The following is a 21,872-nucleotide window of genomic DNA, read 5'->3' as shown; positions in this document are numbered from 1 at the left end:
AAGGGACGGGAGCGGGAAATTTCCGGAATGTGGGTGAACCCTCGCTCCACAACCCACGTCCTAAAGGGCGCACATCGTCCGTGGGGCTCCGGCCGGCGGACTCAACGAATCTCTCGCGAAGCCACGGGAAACGATGTCTGTCACGCTAGATGGGGATAATTCGGTGTCGGTTCCGCAGCGCGTCCGCCGGTTGTTCCACGGGCCGCGCCCCGAATCCGTACCGGCTCTCGTCGGTACCGCCTGCACCGTCGTCGGGCTGATCGACGTCGCCGCCGGGGTCTTCCCCCGCTTCCGGCACAGCCGGATGCACACCCTCGCCGAAGTGCTCCCCGGGGCGCTCGGCCCGTTCGCCGCCGCGCTCTCGCTGAGCGCCGGTGTGCTTCTGCTGCTCCTCGCGCACGGGCTGAAGCGGCACAAACGGCGGGCCTGGCGGGCGGCGGTGGCCCTGCTGCCGGCGGGGGCCGTGGCTCAGTTCGCGTACCGCCACTCGATCATCGGGGTGCTCGTCTCGCTGACGCTCTGCGCTCTGCTGGTGCGCCACCGGGACCAGTTCCGGGCGCTGCCCGACCCGCGCAGCCGCTGGCGCGCGCTCGCCAACTTCGTGCTGCTGGGGGCCGGTTCGCTGGGGCTCGGGCTGATCATCGTCAGCGTCCACCCCGGCCGGGTCGTCGGCGACCCGTCCATCGCCGACCGCCTCCAGCACGTGCTGTACGGCCTGTTCGGCGTCGAGGGGCCCGTCGACTACGCCGGGCGGACCAGCTGGACGGTGGCCTACTCACTGGGCGCGCTCGGCCTGCTGACCGCCGTCACCACCATCTACCTCGCCTTCCGCCCCGAGCACCCGGCCGCCCGCCTCACCGAGGACGACGAGAGCCGGCTGCGGGCCCTGCTGGAGCAGCACGGCGGCCGGGACTCGCTCGGCCACTTCGCGCTCCGCCGCGACAAGGGCGTCGTCTTCTCCCCCAGCGGCAAGGCGGCCGTCTGCTACCGGGTCGTCTCCGGGGTGATGCTGGCCGGCGGGGACCCCATCGGCGACGTGGAGGCCTGGCCGGGCGCGATCGAGCGGTTCATGGACGAGGCGCAGGCGCACTCCTGGACGCCCGCCGTGATGGGCTGCAGCGAGACCGGCGGCCAGGTCTGGACCCGCGAGACCGGGCTCACCGCCCTGGAGCTGGGCGACGAGGCGGTGGTGGACGTGGCGGATTTCTCCCTCGCCGGACGCGCCATGCGTAACGTGCGGCAGATGGTCAAGCGCATCGAACGCAATGGCTACGAGACCCGGGTCCGGCGGGCACACGACATCGGCGAAACCGAACTGGACCGGATCCGCCGGGCCGCCGCCGACTGGCGCGGCACCGACACCGAACGCGGCTTCTCCATGGCACTGGGCCGGATCGGCGACCCGGCCGACGGCGACTGCGTGATCGCTACCGCCCATCTGCCCGGCTCCGACGCGCAGGACTCCCCGCACGGCGACCTGAAGGCCGTCCTCCACTTCGTCCCCTGGGGGCGCGACGGCATGTCCCTGGAGCTGATGCGCCGCGACCGCTCGGCCGACCCCGGCATGAACGAGCTGCTGATCGTCGCATCCCTCCAGGCCGCCGAGAAGCTCGGCGTCGCCCGGGTCTCGCTGAACTTCGCGATGTTCCGCTCCGCGCTGGCCCGCGGCGAGCGGCTCGGCGCGGGACCGGTGCTGCGCTGCTGGCGAGGGCTGCTGATCTTCCTCTCGCGCTGGTTCCAGATCGAGTCGCTGTACAAGTTCAACGCCAAGTTCAAGCCCCGCTGGGAGCCCCGCTTCGTGGTCTTCCGCACCAGCCGCGACCTGCCCCGCATCGGGATCGCCGCGATGCAGGCCGAGGGCTTCGTGAACTTCTCGCTGCCCCGCCCGTTCCGCCCCCGCAGACGCCGCCCGTGCGGCCACACGCGGCACACGGCCCCGGAGCAGCACGAGGTGAGCGCGGTATAGACGGGGCGGACACGGCTAGGGGGTGTCTTGCCGATCAGGGTCGGTCAGGCCGCGGCGCCTGGTGCGGTGCATCGCAAGGCGCTGGAACGTCCTCATCGCGGAGCGATTCGGGCGTTTCGGCAACGCGGCGAGGTGCCGTGCCAGGCGTCGTGGACCCGGCCGTGATCGGCAAGACACCCCCTAGTCTGGTCGTATGAGTACGTCACGCGCGCGGGGCACGGTCCGAGGACTGCCGGAGTGGGACCGCTGTGCGGTCATGGGGGTCGTCAACGTGACGCCCGACTCCTTCTCCGACGGCGGCCGCTGGTTCGACACCACGGCCGCGGTCAAACACGGTCTGCACCTGGTCTCCGAGGGCGCGGACCTGGTGGACGTGGGCGGTGAGTCGACCCGCCCCGGCGCCAGCCGGGTGGACGAGGCCGAGGAGCTGCGGCGGGTCGTCCCGGTCGTGAAGGGGCTGGCCTCCGAGGGCGTCACCGTCTCCGTGGACACCATGCGCGCCCGCGTCGCCGAGCAGGCCGTCGCCGCCGGGGCCGTCCTGGTCAACGACGTCAGCGGCGGCCTCGCCGACCCGGACATGATCCCGGCCGTCGCCGCCGCCGAGGTCCCGTTCGTCGTGATGCACTGGCGCGGCTTCAGCGAGTCGATGAACAGCCGCGCGGTGTACGAGGACGTGGTCGCCGAGGTCCTCGACGAGCTGCGGCAGCGGATGGACGCGGTGATCGCGGGCGGGGTCGCCCCGGAGCGCGTGGTGATCGATCCGGGCCTCGGCTTCGCGAAGGACGCCGCCCACGATCTGTCGCTCGTCGCACACCTGGCCGAGCTGCGCACGCTGGGCCGCCCGCTGCTGGTGGCCGCCTCCCGCAAACGTTTCCTCGGCCACGTCCTGGCCGGTACGGACTCGGCCCCGCCGCCCGCCCGCGAACGCGACGCGGCGACCGCGGCCGTCTCCGCGCTGTCCGCGCAGGCCGGCGCCTGGGCCGTACGGGTCCACGAGGTACGGGCCACCGCCGACGCCGTCCGCGTCGCCCGCGCGGTCGAGGGAGCCGCGTGAACGAGGAACACGCACAGGCCGCCGCCGACATCGCGGAGGTCAAGGCCGCCAACACCGGCTTCTACGAGGCGCTGGAACGCGGCGACTACGAGGACCTCTCCGACCGCTGGCTGCCGGGCGAGGACCTCACCGTCTCCTGCGTCCACCCCGGCTGGCCGGTGCTCACGGGCCGGGGCGAGGTGCTGCGCAGCTACGCCCTGATCATGGCGAACACCGAGTACATCCAGTTCTTCCTCACCGACGTCAACGTCTCGATGACCGGCGACATGGCCCTGGTCACCTGCACCGAGAACATCCTCAGCGGCGGCCCCGCCGAGGACGGCAACGCGCTGGGTCCGCTCGTGGGCCAGCTGGTCGTTGCCACGAACGTGTTCCGGCGCACCGCCGACGGCTGGAAGCTCTGGTCCCACCACGGGTCGCCCGTGCTGACGGAATCCGACGAGGACGACGACGAGGAGACGCCCTCCTGAGGAGGAAACACCCTCCCGAGTGGGTACGGGACCGATAGGGATTGGAACCGCCGACCGCCGGGTATGGGCGGCTATCAGCCAGGTGAGGTGCTGTCCATGGCCCCCACGGGCGAGCACTGTCGGTGCTCGCAGGTAGATTCGAAAGAAGGCACCTCGCCGCCCGCACGCGGCCGGGTGCCTCTCGACCAACGACAGCAGGAGTGATTCGCGTGGATCGTGTCGCGCTGCGCGGCCTCAAGGCCCGTGGGCACCACGGTGTCTTCCCCCGGGAGCGGGAAGAGGGCCAGACCTTCATCGTCGACCTGGTGCTCGGCCTCGACACCCGCCCCGCGGCAGCCACCGACGACCTGGCCCGCACCGTGCACTACGGCGTGGTGGCCGAGGAGGTCGTCGACGTGGTGACGGGCGAGCCGGTCGATCTGATCGAGACGCTCGCCGAGCGCATCGCCCAGCAGTGCCTGAAGCACGAAGGCGTCCAGGAGGTCGAGGTGGTGGTGCACAAGCCGGACGCGCCGATCACCGTCCCCTTCGACGACGTGACCATCACCATCACCCGGAGCCGAGCATGACTGCATTTTCCACCGAAGGGCAGAGCGACCCGACCGTACAGCCGGTCCCGACCGCCGTCGTCCGGCAGGTGGACGCCGCGGACGTCACGCTCTCCAACCCCAAGATGGCCGTGATCTCCCTCGGCTCCAACCTGGGCAACCGGCTGGAGACCCTCCAGGGGGCCGTCGACGCCCTGGAGGACACCCCGGGCCTGCGGGTCAAGGCCGTCTCCCCGGTGTACGAGACGGAGCCCTGGGGCGTCGAGGCGAACTCCCAGCCCTCCTACTTCAACGCGGTCATCCTCGTGAAGACGACCCTGCCGCCCGCCTCCCTGCTGGAGCGCGGCCAGGCCGTCGAGGAGGCCTTCGACCGGGTCCGCGAGGAGCGCTGGGGCCCGCGCACCATCGACGTCGACATCGTGTCGTACGCCGACGTCCTCTCCGACGACCCGGTGCTCACGCTCCCCCACCCGCGCGCCCACGAACGGGCCTTCGTCCTCGCCCCCTGGCACGACGTGGACCCCGAGGCCCAGCTGCCCGGCGCCGGCCCGGTGGCCCAGCTGCTCGCGGCGGTCGGCCGCGACAGCGTGCTGCCCCGCGCCGACCTGGAACTGCGCCTGCCGGAGTAATCGTTAGGCTCGACGGACGGTGGTCCGGCGCACGGCCGGACCGGACACAGGCGGCGCGAAGGGCGGCTCACTCGGTGAAGCAACTACGGCTCGGGGTACTGGCGGGCCTCTTCGCCGCCGCCGGTGTCCTCTCCTGGGGCGGGGCCCGCCTCTGGGACTCCTTCGGCACCCTGCCCAGCGTCCCGCTGGCCGCGTCGATCGTGCTCGCCGTGATCGCGGTGATCCTCCTCGCAACCGCCCTCTCCACCCGCACCCGCCTCCGCGCCCAACGCGAACGCCGCCCCGGCGCCAAGGGCGTGGAGCCCCTCTTCGCGGCCCGCGCGGTCGTCTTCGGCCAGGCGAGCGCCCTGGTCGCCGCCCTGGTCGCCGGCATGTACGGCGGCACCGGCGTCTTCCTCCTGAGCTACCTCGACATCCCGCCCCGCCGCGACCAGGCGATCTACGCGGGCGCGGCGGTGATCGCCGGCATCGCGGTCGTCGCGGCCGCCCTCTTCCTGGAGCGCGTCTGCCGCCTCCCGGACGACGGCAACCACCACGACGGCACGGGCACGGCAGCCGCGTAACGCAGGAGACGGGCCCGGCAGCCGCGCTCGCGCGGCGGGCCGGGCCCGTCTCCGTGTTCCGGGGCGTCAGCGCGCCATGATGAGGCTCATCGCCTCGGCGCGGGTCGCGGGGTCGCGGAGCTGGCCGCGCACCGCGGAGGTGAGCGTCTTCGCACCGGGCTTGCGGATGCCTCGCATGGACATGCACATGTGCTCGCACTCGACGACGACGATGACTCCGCGCGGCTCCAGGATCGACATGAGGGACTCGGCGATCTGCGTCGTCAGCCGCTCCTGGACCTGCGGACGGCGGGCGTAGACGTCGACCAGCCGGGCCAGCTTGGACAGGCCGGTGATCTTGCCGGTGGAGGCCGGGATGTAGCCGACGTGCGCCACGCCCCTGAACGGCACCAGATGATGTTCACAGGTCGAGAACACCTCGATGTCCTTGACCAGCACCATCTCGTCGTGCCCCAGGTCGAAGGTGGTCGTCAGGACGTCCTCGGGCTGCTGGTACAGGCCCGCGAATATCTCCTTGTACGCCCGCGCCACCCGCCCCGGCGTCTCCCGCAGGCCCTCGCGGTCCGGGTCCTCTCCGACGGCGATCAGCAGTTCGCGTACGGCCGCCTCGGCCCGCTTCTCGTCGAATTCGCCGATCGAACCCTGGCCGTCCAGCGTCACCGGGTCGGTCATCTGTGCCTCGTTCCTCTGTGCTGTCCGATGCGCGGGTTCGCGCTCGGACCTCGCAGGCATACGGAAAAGCCGCGCCCCCACAGGCTAAAACCTGGGGGGCGCGGCATCCATTCCGGGACCGGTTCGGCCCCCGTGACGGGGGTCTCACCGGAGTCGGTCCGGGGCTAGCTCTCGGGACGGTCCTCGGGGATCGCCTCGGTGGACGGGGCGATGTCCTTCGTCAGGTCCGTCGGGGCGATCTCCGGCGGGGTGGCCGAACCGTTGGCGACCGAAGCGCCGTTGGTGAGGGCCAGCTCCTTGGGAGAGAGCACCGGGGGCCGCGTCGACGGGGTGCGTCGGGCGGATCCGGTCCATGCGGGGCGGGCGGGGCGCCGGACGAGCGGGGCGAAGATCTCCGCGATCTCGTCCTTGCCCAGCGTCTCCTTCTCCAGGAGTTCGAGCACCAGGGCGTCGAGGATGTCGCGGTTCTCGACGAGGATCTCCCACGCGTCGTTGTGGGCGGTCTCGATGAGCTTCTTGACCTCCTCGTCGACCAGAGCCGCGACCTCTTCCGAGTAGTCGCGCTGGTGGCCCATCTCGCGGCCCAGGAAGGGCTCCGAGTTGTCGCCGCCGAACTTGATCGCGCCGAGGCGCTCCGTCATGCCGTACTGCGTGACCATCGCGCGGGCCGTTGCCGTGGCCTTCTCGATGTCGTTCGCGGCGCCGGTGGTCGGGTCGTGGAAGACCAGCTCCTCGGCCGCACGCCCGCCCAGCATGTACGCCAGCTGGTCGAGCATCTCGTTGCGGGTCGTGGAGTACTTGTCCTCCTCCGGGAGCACCATCGTGTAACCGAGGGCGCGGCCGCGGGAGAGGATCGTGATCTTGTGGACCGGGTCCGACTGGGGAGAGGCCGCCGCGACCAGGGCGTGTCCGCCCTCGTGGTACGCGGTGATCTTCTTTTCCTTCTCGGACATGATCCGGGTCCGCTTCTGCGGGCCCGCCACGACACGGTCGATCGCCTCGTCGAGGCTCTCGTTGTCGATGAGCTTCTTGTTGCTGCGCGCCGTCAGGAGCGCGGCCTCGTTCAGCACGTTCGACAGGTCGGCACCGGTGAAGCCGGGCGTGCGTCGGGCGACGGCGCCGAGATCGACGCCCTCCGCCACGGGCTTGCCCTTCTGGTGCACCTTGAGGATCTCCAGGCGGCCCTGCATGTCCGGGCGGTCGACCGCGATCTGCCGGTCGAAGCGTCCCGGGCGCAGCAGCGCCGGGTCGAGGATGTCCGGGCGGTTCGTGGCGGCGATCAGGATGACGCCGCCCTTCACGTCGAACCCGTCCATCTCGACGAGCAGCTGGTTGAGCGTCTGCTCGCGCTCGTCGTGACCGCCGCCCATGCCGGCGCCGCGGTGGCGGCCGACGGCGTCGATCTCGTCGACGAAGACGATCGCCGGGGCGTTCGCCTTGGCCTGCTCGAAGAGGTCGCGCACCCGGGAGGCGCCGACGCCGACGAACATCTCGACGAAGTCGGAACCGGAGATCGAGTAGAACGGCACGCCCGCTTCGCCGGCGACGGCGCGTGCGAGCAGCGTCTTGCCCGTACCGGGCGGCCCGTAGAGCAGGACGCCCTTGGGAATCTTGGCGCCGACGGCCTGGAACTTCGCCGGCTCCTGGAGGAACTCCTTGATCTCGTGGAGTTCTTCGACGGCCTCGTCGGATCCCGCCACATCGGCGAACGTCGTCTTGGGGGTGTCCTTGGTGATCAGCTTGGCCTTGGACTTGCCGAACTGCATGACCTTGGAACCGCCGCCCTGCATCTGATTCATCAGAAACAGGAAGACGACCACGATGAGGACGAAGGGCAGCAGCGAGAGGAGGATCGAGACGAACGGGGACTGCTTCGACGGCGAGACGGTGTAACCCTTCTCGATGTCACCCGCCTCGAACTTCGTCTGCAGCGTGTCGGCGAGCTCGACGCCCTGGTTGCCGATGTAGCTCGCCTGGAACTTGCTGCCGGACTCGCCTTCGAGCTTCTGGCCCTTCTTCAGCTCGATCTTGACCATTTGTTCGTCACCGGTGGTCAGCTTGGCCTGCTCCACCTGGTCCTTGCTGATCGCCTGGATCACCTTGCCGGTGTCCACCGTCTTGTGGCCGCCCGACGAGCCGACGACCTGCATCAACACGACCACGGCGAGGACGGCCAGCACGATCCACATGACCGGCCCACGGAAGTATCGCTTCACGTCCATCCATACGGAGCGAAGACGCCCCGTCCCTCCTGCCCGTAGGTAAATGCTGCTGTTTGAAAAGACTGTTCTTCGGACGGTACCCCAGCATCGTCACCCGCGACTGCCGGGTACGGCGGAGAAACCTGCTTTCGAAGCTCCAACGGCCCGAGGGCAGTGAGGGTTCCCCGGCGGGTCTGCCGGGGTCAGCCGCCGTAGACGTGCGGGGCGAGCGTGCCGACGAAGGGCAGGTTGCGGTACTTCTCCGCGTAGTCCAGCCCGTAGCCGACGACGAACTCGTTGGGGATGTCGAAACCGATCCACTTCACATCGATCGCGACCTTTGCGGCATCCGGCTTGCGCAGCAGGGTGCAGACCTCCAGCGAGGCCGGCTCCCGGGAGCCCAGGTTGGACAGCAGCCAGGACAGCGTCAGACCGGAGTCGATGATGTCCTCGACGATCAGGACGTGCTTGCCCTTGATGTCGGTGTCGAGGTCCTTGAGGATCCGGACGACGCCGGAGGACTGGGTGCCCGCTCCGTACGAGGAGACGGCCATCCAGTCCATCGTGACGGGGGTGGACAGCGCGCGCGCCAGGTCCGCCATGACCATCACCGCGCCCTTGAGCACGCCGACGATGAGCAGGTCCTTGCCCGCGTACTCCGCGTCGATCTTCGCGGCCAGCTCGACGAGCTTCGCGTCGATCTCTTCCTTGGTGAGGAGCACCGACTGAAGGTCGGTACCCATGTCCTTCTCGTTCACCCACGTCTCTTTCTCTGCCTGCCGGCCCGGGAAAGCGCCCCGGGCCGGGCCGGCTGTTCGCCTGCACTTCAGCCGCTTGCGCGTCAGCTCTGCCGAATGACCAGTCTGCCACCCTGCCGCATCGCCTCGACGCGGCCGGGCAGGTTGATGGCGCGCTGGCCGCGCCAGCCGGTGATCAGGCGGTCGACTTCTTCGAGGTGCCGGGCGAAGAGCGAGCCGGCGGGCGCCCCGGCCTCGATCAGTGCGCGGCGCAGCACCCGACGGCGTACCGCGGGAGGCAGGACGTAGAGCTTGGCGCACTCCAGCCGGCCGGTGTCGTCGCGTACGGAGAGCTCGGCCTCGGCGGCCCAGGTGTCCAGGGCGTCGGCGTCGTCGCGGGAGAGCTGGGCGGTGCGGGCGAGGGCTTCGACGACGCCTTTGCCGAGCGCCTTCTCCAGGGCGGGCAGGCCTTCGTGGCGGAGCCGGGAGCGGGTGTAGGCGGGGTCGATGTTGTGCGGGTCGTCCCAGACGGGCAGCGACTGGACCAGGCAGGCCTTGCGGGCGGTCTGCCGGTCGAGCTGGAGGAAGGGGCGGCGGTAGCGGCCGGCCGGTCCGGAGGCGGCGGCCATGCCGGAGAGCGAGCGGATGCCGGAGCCGCGGGCGAGGCCGAGGAGGACGGTCTCGGCCTGGTCGTCGCGGGTGTGGCCGAGCAGGACGGCGGCGGCGCCGTGGCGTTCGGCGGCGGCGTCCAGCGCGGCGTAGCGGGCGTCGCGGGCGGCGGCCTCGGGGCCGCCCTCGCGTCCGACGTGCACGGCGACGGCCTCGACGGGGTCGAGGTCCATGGCGGTGAGCCGGGTGACGACCTCGGCGGCGCGGAGATCGGATCCCGGCTGGAGGTTGTGGTCGACGGTGATGCCGCCGGCCCGGACGTCGAGTTTGCGGGCCTCGAACGCGAGGGCGGAGGCGAGCGCCATGGAGTCGGCGCCGCCGGAGCAGGCGACGAGGACGAGCGGGCTGTCGGGCCGTTCGGGGAGGGCGGCGCGGGGGGCGCCCGCGGTGCCGGCCTCGGCGTAGTGGGAGCGGGCGGCGTGCGCGGGGCGCCTCGCCGCTTCGGCGGGCCGTTCGTGGTCGGCGTGCCGGTGGAATTCGGTGAGTACGTCGTGGAGTACGCGGCGGACCGCCAGGCGTATCGCCGCGACCGCAGGATGGGGACCCATGTCCGGTGCCCTTCGTGGAGTTCGGGAGGAGCGTCGAGCGCCGGAACGCGTGAGTCCCGTCACTCAGAGTGCGTCGATGGTGACAGAGGCAAGCTGTTCATCGAGCATTGCACGCCTTCCCATGCCCCTATGGTCCCTCGGATGGGTGATTGGAGGGCCAATTTGGCTCCGCGGACCGCCTGATGGTCAGGATTCGGCCTTACGGTGCACCCGCGCGACCCAGTCGGCGGGCTTGGCGATCTCGGCCTTGGTCGGCAGCGTGTTCGGTGAGGTCCAGACGCGGTTGAAGCCGTCCATGCCGACCTCTTCGACGACCGATCGTACGAACTTCTCGCCGTCCTTGTACTGCCGGAGCTTGGCGTCCAGGCCGAGGAGCTTGCGCAGGGCCTGGTCGAGGCGGCCGGCGCCCTGGGCGCGGCGCTGCTGGAACTTCTCCCGGATCTCGGAGACGGAGCCGACGACCTCGGGGCCCACGCCGTCCATCACGTAGTCCGCGTGGCCCTCCAGGAGGGACATGACGGCGGTGAGGCGGCCGAGCACCTCGCGCTGGGCGGGGGTCTGGACGATGTCGACGAGGCTGCGGCTGTCGCTCTCGCCCTGTTCGCCCTCGGGGCGGCCGCCGGAGAGCGACTGGGCGGCCTCGCGGAGGCGCTCCACGAAGGTCATCGGGTCGACGTCGGTCTCGTCGAGGAACGTCTGGATCTCGCCCTGGAGGTGGTCGCGGAGCCAGGGCACGCCGGTGAACTGGGTGCGGTGGGTCTCCTCGTGGAGGGCGACCCAGAGCCGGAAGTCGTGCGGGTCGACGTCCAGCTCGCGTTCGACGTGGACGATGTTCGGGGCGACGAGGAGCAGTCGGCCGCCGCCGTTCTCGGAGGCGGGCAGGTCTCTGGCGGCGGGGGCGAACGTCTCGTACTGGCCGAGCACCCGGGAGGCGAGGAACGAGAGCAGCATGCCCAGCTCGACGCCGGTGACCTTGCCGCCGACCGCGCCGAGGACGGCGCCGCCGGGTCCGCCGGAGCGGCGGCTCTCCATCTTGGTGAGCAGGGGGCGCAGCAGTTCGCGGAAGCCGGCGACATTGGCCTTGATCCAGCCGGCCCGGTCGACGACGAGGACGGGGGTGTCCTCGGGTTCGGTCCCGTCGGGGATCATCCGGGTGAAGAGCCGGACGTGTTCCTCCGAGGCCTTGGCGTGCCGCCGGAGCTCCGCGACGACGGCACGGGCCTCCTCGCGGCTGATGTCGGGCCCGGGCCGCACGAGCCGGGTCGCGGTCGCCACCGCGAGATTCCAGTCGACCATCTCGGCACCACCGATGCTCGTCATGCGTCAACCGTACGTGAGCCCGTCGCCCCTTGGTGGGGTCTTGCAGGGCTCTTCGGCTGACGGCGGGCCCCGGGGCCCGCCGTCAGCCGCCGGTTCCGGCGAGTGCGGTGGCGAGGGCGTCGAGGGCGGGTTCGGCCTGGGTCGCGGAGAGGCTGCCGGAGGCGAGGAAGGCGAAGGCGAGGAGCCGGCCCCGGGCGTCGACGACGGTTCCGGCGAGGGAGTTGACGCCGTTGAGGGTGCCGGTCTTGGCGCGGATCAGGCCGGTGCCTCCGGCGTCCTTCTCGTAGCGGCTGTCGAGGGTGCCGCTGAAGCCGGCGATCGGGAGGCCGGTGAGGACGGGGCGCAGTCCGGGGCGGTCGGGGTCGGCGGCGCGGGTGAGGAGGGCGGTGAGGAGGGCGGGGGTGACCCGGTCCTTGCGGTCCAGGCCGCTGCCGTCGGCGAGGTGGGCGCCGGCCACCGGGATCTTGAGCTTCTTCAGTTCGTTGGTGACGGCGCGGCCGGCCCCGGCGAACGAGGCGCTCTCGCCCTTGGCGATGGCGGTCTGCCGGGCGAGGGCCTCGGCGATGTCGTTGTCGCTGTTGGTGAGGGTGCGCTCGACGAGGGCGGAGAGCGGGGCGGAGCGGTGGGTGGCGACGGTGCGGGCCTTCTCGTCCGCGCGGGCCGCGCGGGGCTCGCCGGTGACCTCTACGCCGGCCTTCCTCAGCTGTGCGGCGAAGGTGCGGGCGGCGTCGCCCGCGGGGTCCTCGCTGCGGTCGGCGATGCCGCGGTCCGTGTCGTCGAGGCGGCCCTCGTTGACCATCAGCGCGGTGACGGGCGCGATGTTCTCGTTGGGGCTGATCGGGTGGAGCACGGGGCCGGTGTAGCGGGAGGTGTCGTACGTGAGCCGTACGGCGGCCTTGTCGTCCTCGCGGAGCGCCTCGGCGGCCTTGCCTGCCATCGAGCGCAGAGCCGTCTCGCTGAGCGTGGGGTCGCCGCCGCCGACGAGGGTGAGGGTGCGGGAGTCCGGGGAGAGCGCGGCCGTGGTGGCGATGCGGTGGTCGGGGCCCAGGACGGAGAGCGCGGCGGTGGCGGTGGCGATCTTGATGGTGGAGGCCGGCGTCATCGGCGTGGTGGCACCGCGTCCGTACAGCTCTTCGCCGGTGGCGGTGTCGATGACGGACGCGGCGACCTCGGTGCCCAGTTCGGGTACGCCGATGAGCGGGGCGAGGGCGTCGCGGAGCCCGGCGGGGTCCTGGGGGGCGTCGTGGGTGGTGGTGCCGAGGGCCGGGAGGACGGCCGGGGCGCTGGGGGCCGGGCGGGGGCCGTCGGGCGTCGGGCGGCCGTGATGTGCGCCACCTGTTCGGTCCGCGGTGACTGCCAGTGCCCGCTCGGCCTTACGCTGACCGTTGTCCCAGGGGCCGGCGGCGAGGACGGCGCCGGTGGCGACGACCAGGCCGAGCGTGGCGGAGCCTGCGATGACCTGCCAGGTGTACGACCCGTTGCGTCTGTTCTTCAGGACCTTCAGCCTGCCCCACGGGTCCGACGGGCGCATCGACGGTCTTTCCACCGGCTCGGCCACCGTTGACCAGCCCCTTTCGCGAGCACTCTTCTGCGTGGGGGACACTTAATCACCAGTCGTATGTGTTGATCATGGAGGAGCCACCCGTGGAGTTCGACGTCACCATCGAGATCCCGAAGGGTTCGCGGAACAAGTACGAGGTGGACCACGAGACCGGTCGGATCCGCCTGGACCGTCGACTCTTCACCTCGACCAGCTACCCGGCCGACTACGGCTTCGTCGAGAACACCCTCGGCGAGGACGGCGACCCGCTGGACGCGCTGGTCATTCTGGACGAGCCGACCTTCCCCGGTTGCCTCATCAAGTGCCGCGCCATCGGCATGTTCCGGATGACCGACGAGGCGGGCGGCGACGACAAGCTGCTCTGCGTCCCGGCGTCCGACCCGCGGGTGGAGCACCTGCGCGACATCCACCACGTGTCGGAGTTCGACCGCCTGGAGATCCAGCACTTCTTCGAGGTCTACAAGGACCTGGAGCCGGGCAAGTCCGTCGAGGGCGCCGACTGGGTCGGCCGTACCGAGGCGGAGGCCGAGATCGAGGCCTCGTACAAGCGTCTTGAGGCCCAGGGCGGCAAGCACTGACGTCCCCCTTCCGGTTCCGTTTGTGAGCCGGACGGCCGTCTTCGAACGGGCGGTACACCTTCGCGGGTGTGCCGCCCGTTTCGCTGTCCGCCCTTCCGCGCGTGCGGGGCCCATGCCGGTGGCCATACTGGGCACACGTGCGGCGGGGCGACCCCCAGTGACGTGCAGTCGAGCAGGAACGAGGTCGAGTGGTGGCGGAATCGGGCGGTCCAGAGGACCAGAAGCCCCAGTCCGACGAGGCGCGGAGCGCTTTCGCTCCGCCCGCGGGGACGATGCATCCGGTGTCGCCACCCGAGGAGGACCATCCGACGTCGGAGTTCGCCATCCCGACCGGTGTGCAGCAGGAGCCGGGCGGTCCGGCCGCGTCGGGCGGCGGTTCCGGGGGCGGTTCCAACTCCGACACGCTGAGTTCCGCTTTCACGCCGCCGAGCACGTACAACGCCCAGCAGGCGCCGCCCGCGTTCACTCCGGCGCAGGGCATTCCGATGGTCAAGCTGACCAAGGAGGCTCCCTGGCAGGACCGGATGCGCACGATGCTGCGGATGCCGGTGACCGAGCGTCCGGCCACGGAGGCGATCCAGCGCACCGACGACGAGACGGGCCCCGCGGTGCCGCGCGTGCTCGACCTGACGCTGCGTATCGGGGAGCTGCTGCTGGCGGGCGGTGAGGGCGCCGAGGACGTCGAGGCGGCGATGTTCGCGGTGACCCGGTCCTACGGTCTCGACCGCAGCGAGCCGACCGTCACGTTCACGCTGCTGTCCATCTCGCACCAGCCGTCGCTGGTCGACGACCCGGTGACGGCGAGCCGTACGGTACGCCGCCGGGGCACCGACTACACCCGGCTGGCGGCCGTGTTCCGGCTGGTCGACGACATCACGAACACGGACGCCGAGGTGTCGCTGGAGGAGGCCTACCGGCGGCTCGCGGAGATCCGCCGTAACCGCCACCCCTACCCGGGCTGGGTGCTGACGGCGGCGGCCGGGCTGCTGGCCGGTTCGGCTTCCGTGCTCGTCGGCGGTGGGGTGCTGGTGTTCCTGGTGGCGGCGGCGGGCGCGATGCTCGGCGACCGGCTCGCGTGGCTGTGCGCCGGGCGCGGGCTGCCGGAGTTCTACCAGTTCACGGTGGCCGCGATGCCGCCCGCCGCGATGGGGGTGGCGCTGACGCTGACCCATTCGACGGACATCCGCCCGTCCGCGGTGATCACCGGTGGGCTGTTCGCGCTGCTGCCGGGGCGGGCGCTGGTGGCGGGCGTGCAGGACGGGCTGACCGGTTACTACATCACCGCGTCGGCCCGGCTGCTGGAGGTCATGTACTTCTTCATCGGGATCGTCGCGGGCGTGCTGATCGTCCTGTACCTGGGGCTCCAGCTGGGGGCGCAGCTCAACCCCGAGGCCCGGTTCACGCCGTACAACGAGCCGGTGGTCCAGATCCTGGCGTCGATGGCGCTGAGCCTGGCCTTCGCCGTGCTGCTCCAGCAGGAGCGGTCGACCGTGCTGGCGGTCACCCTGAACGGCGGCGTGGCCTGGATCATCTTCGGGGCGATGGCCCGGACCGGGAACATCTCGCCGGTCGCGGCGACGGCGGTGGCGGCCGGGCTGGTCGGCCTGTTCGGCCAGCTGTTCTCGCGCTACCGCTTCCACTCCTCGCTGCCGTACATCACGGCGGCGATCGGGCCGCTGCTGCCCGGTTCGGCGACGTACTTCGGTCTGCTGGGCGTGGCGCAGAACGAGCTGGACACCGGGCTCGCCTCGCTGTCGACAGCGGTCGCGACGGCGCTGGCCATCGCGATCGGGGTGAACCTGGGGAGCGAGATCTCGCGGCTGTTCATGGGGGTGCCGGGCGCGGTCGGCGGGGCGAGCCGGCGGGCGGCGAAGCGGACCCGGGGGTTCTGAGCCCGCGGGCCTCGTGGCCGTACGTACGCCGTACGTACGCCGTACGAGCGCCGTACGCACGCCGTACGCATGCCGTATGCGCAGAAGCGCCCCTCCCCCGGAGCTGCGGGGGAGGGGCGCTTCGCCGTGTACGTACGCGGGGTCAGCGCTTGGCGTGGCGGCCGCGCTGGCCGGAGGAGGGGCCGTTGCCGCCCGCCGGGGGGCGGCCGGAGCCGTCGCCGCCCGGCGCCTCGGCGGCGGCCGCCTTCTTGTTCTGGCTGCGGGCCCGCAGCACCTCGATCACGATCGGCACCACGGAGATGAGCACGATCAGGATGAGGATCATCTCGATGTGCTCGTGCACGAAGTCGATCTTGCCGAGCAGCGCCCCGAGCACGGTGACGCCGACGCCCCAGAGGATCGCGCCGACGACGTTGTACGTGATGAAGGAGCGGTAGTTCATCCGGCTGACGCCCGCGATGATCGGCGTGAAGGTGCGCACGATGGGCACGAAGCGCGCCAGGACCAGGGACTTCGGGCCGTGCTTCTCGAAGAACTCGTGGGCCTTCTCGACGTTCTCCTGCTTGAAGAGGCGGGAGTCGGGGCGCTTGAAGAGGGCCGGGCCGACCTTGCGGCCGAAGAGATAGCCCACCTGGTCGCCGACGATCGCGGCGACGGCGATCAGCGTGCAGACCAGCCACAGCGGGTATTTCAGCTGCCCCGTGGTCACCAGCAGACCCGTGGTGAACAGCAGCGAGTCGCCGGGCAGGAAGAACCCGATCAGGAGGCCGGACTCGGCGAAGACGATGAGGAGGAGGCCGGGGAGCCCGAACGTGTTGAGCAGATAGTCCGGGTCCAGCCAGCTCGGTCCGAGCGCAAGCGTATTCAAGGGTCCGGGCTCCAGGATGATGTGTGCGATGGCGGCTCTGTGGCTGCCCCAAGCTATCAACGCCCGATGGACGCCCGTGGTTCCAGTGGCGCACAGCGGGAATGCGCAGCCTGGAAAGCGGCCCGAAGCTGATCACAGGAGGTGCCACAAACATGGGCATTGAGGAATTCGGCGGCGGCCAGGCGGCCCAGGCGGACGTGCTGGTCGTCACCACGAACGACGTACCCGGCTACCAGGTGACCCAGGTCATCGGCGAGGTCTTCGGGCTGACCGTGAGGTCGCGCCATCTCGGCAGCCAGATCGGCGCCGGGCTGAAGTCGATGATCGGCGGCGAGCTGAAGGGGCTGACGAAGACGCTGGTCGAGACCCGCAACCAGGCGATGGAGCGGCTGGTGGAGCAGGCGCGGGCCCGGGGCGCGAACGCGGTCCTGATGATGCGCTTCGACGTCACCGAGGCGGCGGACGTCGGCACGGAGGTCTGCGCGTACGGGACGGCGGCGGTGATCAGCAAGGTGTGACGCGGGCGCGGCCCCGGGCGGGTGCGGCTGCCGCGTGGGCGTGACGCGGGACCACCGGGGCCGCCATTGAGGCGTTTTGTCTGCTTCGTCACCCTAGGGTGAGCCGGTGGCCCCCGAATCCCCCGCTCCGCCGCCGGCTCTCCCGCACCCCCCGGCCGCCCCGGCCCGGCGGCTGCTGCCGCTCGTGCTGCCCGCGACCGCCGTCGGCGTCGTCTGCGCGCTGATCCTGCTCGGCGTGAGCCTGCTGGCGGAACAGCTCCAGGACGTGCTCTGGGAGACCCTGCCCGACACGCTCGGGGTGGGGCGGTTCTCCTCGCTGTGGATGGGCGTGATGCTCACCGCGACCGGCCTCGCGGTGGGTCTCGCCCTGCGGGCCGTGCCCGGTCACGGCGGCCCCGACCCGGCCACCACCGGGCTGGTCGACGCGCCGATGCGGCCCGGCATCGTGCCCGGGCTGCTTCTGGTGACGGTCCTGGCGCTGGCGGGCGGGGTGAGCCTCGGGCCGGAGAACCCGATCACGGCGGCCAACATCGCGCTGGCCTTCTGGCTCGGCCGGCGGTTCGCGCCCGGCGCGCCGGGCGAGCTGTGGGTGGCGCTCGCCGCGGCCGGGACGATCGGGGCGCTCTTCGGCACGCCGATCGCCGCCGCGCTGATCCTCTCCGAGACGCTGGCCTCGCAGCCGGGCCCCGGGGCGTTCTGGGACCGGCTGTTCGCCCCGCTCGCGGCCGGCACGGCGGGCGCGCTGACCATGTCGCTGATCGCGCAGCCCAGCTTCGACCTGTCGCTCCCGGCGTACACCGGACCGCACTGGGGCGATCTGCTCTCCGCCCTGCTGATCGCCTCGGCGGGCGCGCTCCTCGGCCTGCTCGCGGTGTACGCCTTCCCGTTGGCCCACCGGGTCTTCATGGCGCTGCGGCATCCGGTGCTCGCCCTGACGGTGGGCGGTCTGGTGCTGGGGCTGCTCGGCGCGCTGGGCGGCCATCTCACCCTCTTCAAGGGGCTCGACGAGGTGAAGGCGCTCGCCGGGGACCCGGACGGCTGGTCGGCCGGGGAGTTCGCGGGGATGGCGGTGGTGAAGATGGCCGCCCTCGTGATCGCGGCCACCTGCGGCTTCCGGGGCGGCCGGATCTTCCCCGCGGTCTTCGCCGGGGTGTCGCTCGGGCTCTGCGCCCACGCGCTCGTCGACGCGGTCCCGCCGGCGCTCGCGGTGTCCTGCGCGGTGCTGGGCGTGCTCCTCGCCGTCACCCGGCAGGGCTGGGTGAGCCTGTTCACCGCGGCGGTGATGGTCGGCGACGCGTCGGTGCTGCCGCTGCTGTGCGCGGCCACCCTGCCCGCCTGGCTGCTGGTCACCGGGCGGGCCCAGATGCAGCTGGACGGCGACGGGAAGTCGCTGCGCTAGGCCGGCGGCGTACGCGGTCATGGGGGAAAGGGCCTGTCACGGCGTACGCGGTCGCGGTTGTGGAGGAAGGACCCGTCACGGCGTACGCGGTCACGGAGAAGGACCCGTCCGGCGCGCCGGACCCGCCGAACCTCCGTATCGTCTGGTTCATGCGCTTTGCGCAGCTACGTCCCGATACGGTTCGGTTCCGTACCGCTGCTCCGACGGAGGTCCCCCGCATGCCCACGCCCGTCAACGTCGCCGTCATCTACTACTCCTCCACCGGCACCGTCGCCACGATCGCGAAGGCGATGGCCGAGGACGCGGAGCGGGCCGGTGCGCGGGTGCGGCTGCGCCGGGCGGCGGAGCTCGCCCCGCAGGCGGCCATCGACTCCAACCCGGCCTGGGCCGAGAACGTGACGAAGACCGCGGACATCCCCGAGGTCACGCCGGACGACATGGCGTGGGCGGACGCGGTGATCTTCGGTTCGCCGACCCGGTACGGGAACGTCACCGCCCAGCTGAAGCAGTTCATCGACACGCTCGGCGGCATGTGGCAGGCCGGTCAGCTCGCCGACAAGGTCTACAGCGGCTTCACCTCCAGCGCCACCGCCCACGGCGGCCAGGAGTCCACGCTGCTCGCGCTCTACAACACGATCCATCACTTCGGCGGCATCCTCGTCACGCCCGGGTACACCGACCCGACGAAGTTCGTGGACGGCAACCCGTACGGCACCTCGCACGTCGCCGGGCAGGGCGACATCCCGGTCGGCGAGCAGACCCTGACCGCCGCGCGGGTGCAGGCCGAGCGGGTCGTGAAGTTCACCCGGGCGATCAAGGCGGGCCTGGCGGCGGAGAGCTGACCCGTACCCGGACCGCTTCGGCCGAGAGAAGGGCTTCCCCCATGCCGCTCCACCGCGGTGCCCACCCTGACCAGGACGAACCCTCCGACGAGCGGCGCAGGCTCGCCCTGAACCCGTTCTTCGGCGAGGCGGACCCGACGGCCGCGATGAACACCGCGCCGCCCCGGCACCGGCTGCCCGACGGGCCGCTGCCGCCGCTGACCGCGTACCGGCTGGTCCACGACGAGCTGATGCTCGACGGCAACTCCCGGCTCAACCTGGCCACGTTCGTCACCACCTGGATGGAGCCGCAGGCCGGCGTCCTGATGGGCGAGTGCCGGGACAAGAACATGATCGACAAGGATGAGTATCCGCGCACCGCCGAGCTGGAGCGGCGCTGTGTGGCGATGCTCGCCGACCTGTGGAACGCGCCCGATCCGGTGTCCACCGTGGGGTGTTCGACCACCGGGTCGAGCGAGGCGTGCATGCTCGCGGGGCTGGCCCTGAAGCGGCGCTGGGCGAAGCGGAACGCGGACCGCTATCCGGCGACGGCACGGCCCAACCTGGTGATGGGCGTCAACGTGCAGGTCTGCTGGGAGAAGTTCTGCACGTTCTGGGAGGTGGAGGCCCGGCAGGTCCCGATGGACGGCGAGCGCTTCCATCTGGACCCGCAGGCCGCCGCCGAGCTCTGCGACGAGAACACCATCGGGGTCGTCGGCGTCCTCGGCTCCACCTTCGACGGTTCCTACGAGCCGATCGCCGATCTCTGCGCGGCCCTGGACGCCCTCCAGGAGCGCACCGGCCTCGACATCCCGGTCCATGTGGACGGGGCGTCCGGCGCGATGGTGGCGCCCTTCCTCGACCCGGACCTGGTGTGGGACTTCCGGCTGCCGAGGGTGTCGTCGATCAACACCTCGGGCCACAAGTACGGCCTGGTCTACCCGGGCGTCGGCTGGGCGCTGTGGCGTACGGCGGACGAGCTGCCGGAGGAGCTGGTCTTCCGGGTGAACTACCTGGGCGGCGACATGCCGACGTTCGCGCTGAACTTCTCCCGGCCCGGGGCGCAGGTGGTCGCGCAGTACTACACGTTCCTGCGCCTCGGGCACGACGGCTACCGGGCCGTCCAGCAGGCCTCCCGGGACGTGGCCTGCGGACTGGCCCGCTCGATCGAGGAGTTGGGCGACTTCCGGCTGCTCACCCGGGGCGACGAGCTGCCGGTGTTCGCCTTCACGACGACCGGTGACGTCCACGCGTACGACGTGTTCGACGTGTCGCGCCGGCTGCGCGAGCACGGCTGGCTGGTGCCCGCGTACACCTTCCCCGCCAACCGGCAGGACCTGTCGGTGCTGCGGGTGGTGTGCCGCAACGGGTTCTCCTCCGACCTGGCCGAGCTGCTGGTCGAGGACCTGAAGCTGCTGCTGCCCGAACTGCGGTCTCAGAAGCATCCGTTGAGCCACGACCGGAAGGCCGCGACGGCCTTCCACCACTAGGGCCCGCGGCCGGGCGGCGCCCGTGGAGGGTGATCGAAAGGCGTCGGTGCGGGACAACTAAGCTCTCCCTCGCAGCATGAACCCCTGCGCCCACGCTCCAGGGGTCCCCCCACCACGCTTGCCCGGGAGGCTTCTTTGTCCATGCACCTCAAGGCCCGTCGCACCACGCGCCGCCTCGGCCGTACCGCCGCCACCTCGGCCGCGGTCGCCGTCGCCGTGCTCGGCACCACGCTCGCCACCGCGCCCACGGCATCGGCCCTGGACAGCCGGTCCTGCACCAAGAACATCACCAACCAGTGGCGCACCGTGGACGATCTGGCCGGGGCCGCGGTCCGCACCGGCCCCGGCCAGAAGTACAAGAAGCGGTACGGCCTCGACTTCGCCGGCCACTTCTGGGCCGTGTGCCAGGCCAAGAGCGCCGCCGGGAACGTCTGGTACTACGGCAAGGACGCGATCTACGACCGCAAGGGCTGGATCGTGGCCTCCAAGACCGGCAAGGGCAAGTACTAGGGGGTGCCGTGCCAGGCGTCGTGGACCCGGCCGTGATCGACAAGACACCCCCTAGGCCCGGTCCGGCCGTTACCGTCCCCGCCCGCGAGTCCGCTACCGGCTCAGCCGCGCGAACTTCCCCACCGCCAGCGGGAAGAACACCGCGATGATGGCCACCGGCCAGAGGACCGCCAGCAGTTGAGCGTGTTCGGCGGCCCAGGATCCGGTCGCGCCGCCCGGGTTGCCGAACAACTCCCGTACGGCGGTGGCCGTCGCCGACATCGGGTTCCACTCGACCACCGCGCCCAGCCACCCCGGCATCGACTCCGGGGTGGCGAACACGTTGGAGAGGAAGCCGACCGGCCAGACCAGGATCTGGACCGCCGTGACCATCTCCGGCCGCCCCGCCACCATGGCCAGCTGGATGCCGACCCAGAGCATCGCGAACCGCAGCAGGAGCAGCAGCCCCACCGCGCCCAGGGCGGCGGCCGCCCCGTTGTGCCAGCGCCAGCCGACCGCGTACCCGGTCCCGGTCATCACCGCGAGCGCGACCGTCGACTGGAGCATGTCCGCGGCGCTGCGGCCGACCAGAACGGCCCCCGGGACCATCGGCATCGAGCGGAAGCGGTCGATGACGCCCTTGCCGAGGTCCTGGGTGACCGCGAGCATCGTGCTCTCCAGGCCGAAGGCCATGGTCAGCGCGAGCATTCCGGGGACCAGGAACTCGGTGGGGTCGCCCTCCACGCCCCGGCCGCCGCCGACCAGGTACGTGAACATCAGGAGCAGCATCACCGGGAAGACCAGGCCCACGAGCACCTCAACGGGCTGCCGGGCCCAGTGCGCCAGTTCGCGGCGGGTCATCGTCCAGGAATCGGCCAG

21 protein-coding genes are annotated in these 21,872 nt (G+C 71.3%); 13 read left to right on the top strand and 8 right to left on the bottom strand.

Annotated elements, in window-relative coordinates; genetic code table 11:
• Positions 1-133 precede the first annotated feature (133 nt).
• The 6 genes from G3I54_RS23000 to G3I54_RS22975 all read left to right on the top strand — a co-directional run bounded on the left by G3I54_RS23000 (position 134) and on the right by G3I54_RS22975 (position 5,230).
• Complete coding sequence (locus G3I54_RS23000) at positions 134-1,966, top strand: phosphatidylglycerol lysyltransferase domain-containing protein (protein WP_164616755.1); 1,833 nt, start codon at positions 134-136, stop codon at positions 1,964-1,966.
• 256 nt (positions 1,967-2,222) lie between these two features.
• Positions 2,223-3,020, top strand: a complete 798-nt coding sequence (gene folP, locus G3I54_RS22995; protein ID WP_164616776.1) for a dihydropteroate synthase — start codon at positions 2,223-2,225, stop codon at positions 3,018-3,020.
• Positions 3,017-3,490 carry a nuclear transport factor 2 family protein gene (locus G3I54_RS22990; RefSeq protein WP_164616754.1) on the top strand — a complete coding sequence of 158 codons (474 nt, stop codon included), beginning with the start codon at positions 3,017-3,019 and terminating at the stop codon, positions 3,488-3,490. The genes folP and G3I54_RS22990 overlap by 4 nt, the downstream gene beginning before the upstream one ends.
• A gap of 209 nt (positions 3,491-3,699) precedes the next feature.
• Positions 3,700-4,059, top strand: coding sequence for a dihydroneopterin aldolase (folB, locus tag G3I54_RS22985; RefSeq protein ID WP_003968268.1), 360 nt, complete (start codon positions 3,700-3,702; stop codon positions 4,057-4,059).
• A complete protein-coding gene (gene folK, locus G3I54_RS22980) occupies positions 4,056-4,667 on the top strand; it encodes a 2-amino-4-hydroxy-6-hydroxymethyldihydropteridine diphosphokinase (protein WP_164616753.1) in 612 nt (203 codons plus the stop codon). Before folB ends, folK begins: the two co-directional genes overlap by 4 nt.
• Positions 4,668-4,741: 74 nt before the next feature.
• Positions 4,742-5,230 carry a DUF3180 domain-containing protein gene (locus G3I54_RS22975; RefSeq protein WP_164616752.1) on the top strand — a complete coding sequence of 163 codons (489 nt, stop codon included), beginning with the start codon at positions 4,742-4,744 and terminating at the stop codon, positions 5,228-5,230.
• Between the two features lie 66 nt (positions 5,231-5,296).
• Here G3I54_RS22975 and folE read toward each other — a convergent pair whose 3' ends face one another.
• The 6 genes from folE to dacB form a co-directional block, all read right to left on the bottom strand.
• Complete coding sequence (folE, locus tag G3I54_RS22970; protein WP_093690367.1) at positions 5,297-5,902, bottom strand: GTP cyclohydrolase I FolE; 606 nt, start codon at positions 5,900-5,902, stop codon at positions 5,297-5,299.
• 164 nt (positions 5,903-6,066) lie between these two features.
• A complete protein-coding gene (gene ftsH, locus G3I54_RS22965; protein WP_164616751.1) occupies positions 6,067-8,124 on the bottom strand; it encodes an ATP-dependent zinc metalloprotease FtsH in 2,058 nt (685 codons plus the stop codon).
• Positions 8,125-8,306: 182 nt separating this feature from the next.
• Positions 8,307-8,846 carry a hypoxanthine phosphoribosyltransferase gene (gene hpt, locus G3I54_RS22960; protein WP_003968263.1) on the bottom strand — a complete coding sequence of 180 codons (540 nt, stop codon included), beginning with the start codon at positions 8,844-8,846 and terminating at the stop codon, positions 8,307-8,309.
• Between the two features lie 98 nt (positions 8,847-8,944).
• Positions 8,945-10,057, bottom strand: a complete 1,113-nt coding sequence (gene tilS, locus G3I54_RS22955; protein WP_164616750.1) for a tRNA lysidine(34) synthetase TilS — start codon at positions 10,055-10,057, stop codon at positions 8,945-8,947.
• Between the two features lie 186 nt (positions 10,058-10,243).
• Positions 10,244-11,377, bottom strand: coding sequence for a zinc-dependent metalloprotease (locus G3I54_RS22950; RefSeq protein WP_164616749.1), 1,134 nt, complete (start codon positions 11,375-11,377; stop codon positions 10,244-10,246).
• A gap of 82 nt (positions 11,378-11,459) precedes the next feature.
• On the bottom strand, positions 11,460-12,908 hold the full coding sequence (gene dacB / locus G3I54_RS22945; RefSeq protein ID WP_164616775.1) for a D-alanyl-D-alanine carboxypeptidase/D-alanyl-D-alanine-endopeptidase: 1,449 nt from the start codon (positions 12,906-12,908) through the stop codon (positions 11,460-11,462).
• Positions 12,909-13,021: 113 nt separating this feature from the next.
• Here dacB and G3I54_RS22940 point away from each other — a divergent pair, with 113 nt between their 5' ends.
• Both G3I54_RS22940 and G3I54_RS22935 read left to right on the top strand, forming a co-directional pair.
• A complete protein-coding gene (locus G3I54_RS22940; RefSeq protein WP_018514302.1) occupies positions 13,022-13,516 on the top strand; it encodes an inorganic diphosphatase in 495 nt (164 codons plus the stop codon).
• Positions 13,517-13,704: 188 nt separating this feature from the next.
• Positions 13,705-15,408, top strand: coding sequence for a threonine/serine exporter family protein (locus G3I54_RS22935; protein ID WP_164616748.1), 1,704 nt, complete (start codon positions 13,705-13,707; stop codon positions 15,406-15,408).
• Between the two features lie 142 nt (positions 15,409-15,550).
• Here G3I54_RS22935 and G3I54_RS22930 read toward each other — a convergent pair whose 3' ends face one another.
• Positions 15,551-16,276, bottom strand: a complete 726-nt coding sequence (locus G3I54_RS22930) for a VTT domain-containing protein (protein ID WP_103508305.1) — start codon at positions 16,274-16,276, stop codon at positions 15,551-15,553.
• Between the two features lie 152 nt (positions 16,277-16,428).
• Here G3I54_RS22930 and G3I54_RS22925 point away from each other — a divergent pair, with 152 nt between their 5' ends.
• The 5 genes from G3I54_RS22925 to G3I54_RS22905 all read left to right on the top strand — a co-directional run bounded on the left by G3I54_RS22925 (position 16,429) and on the right by G3I54_RS22905 (position 21,014).
• Positions 16,429-16,794 (top strand): YbjQ family protein, encoded by a 366-nt coding sequence (locus G3I54_RS22925; protein WP_012380348.1) that lies wholly within the window; start codon positions 16,429-16,431, stop codon positions 16,792-16,794.
• A 106-nt stretch (positions 16,795-16,900) separates the two neighbouring features.
• On the top strand, positions 16,901-18,193 hold the full coding sequence (locus G3I54_RS22920) for an ion channel protein (protein WP_164616747.1): 1,293 nt from the start codon (positions 16,901-16,903) through the stop codon (positions 18,191-18,193).
• A 218-nt stretch (positions 18,194-18,411) separates the two neighbouring features.
• The gene (wrbA, locus tag G3I54_RS22915) at positions 18,412-19,035 is read left to right on the top strand and encodes an NAD(P)H:quinone oxidoreductase (RefSeq protein ID WP_164616746.1); all 624 of its coding nucleotides are present in this window, start codon (positions 18,412-18,414) and stop codon (positions 19,033-19,035) included.
• A 41-nt stretch (positions 19,036-19,076) separates the two neighbouring features.
• Positions 19,077-20,504 carry a glutamate decarboxylase gene (locus G3I54_RS22910; RefSeq protein WP_164616745.1) on the top strand — a complete coding sequence of 476 codons (1,428 nt, stop codon included), beginning with the start codon at positions 19,077-19,079 and terminating at the stop codon, positions 20,502-20,504.
• Between the two features lie 135 nt (positions 20,505-20,639).
• The gene (locus tag G3I54_RS22905) at positions 20,640-21,014 is read left to right on the top strand and encodes a hypothetical protein (RefSeq protein ID WP_164616744.1); all 375 of its coding nucleotides are present in this window, start codon (positions 20,640-20,642) and stop codon (positions 21,012-21,014) included.
• 93 nt (positions 21,015-21,107) lie between these two features.
• On the opposite strand, the gene G3I54_RS22900 is transcribed toward G3I54_RS22905, so the two are convergent.
• Complete coding sequence (locus tag G3I54_RS22900; protein WP_164616774.1) at positions 21,108-21,854, bottom strand: ABC transporter permease; 747 nt, start codon at positions 21,852-21,854, stop codon at positions 21,108-21,110.
• Positions 21,855-21,872 lie beyond the last annotated feature (18 nt).

Source organism: Streptomyces sp. SID14515 (assembly GCF_010548505.1).
GTDB lineage: Bacteria > Actinomycetota > Actinomycetes > Streptomycetales > Streptomycetaceae > Streptomyces > Streptomyces caviscabies.
The sequence above is the reverse complement of the archived record's forward strand: the minus strand, read 5'-3'. Positions and strand labels throughout refer to the sequence as shown.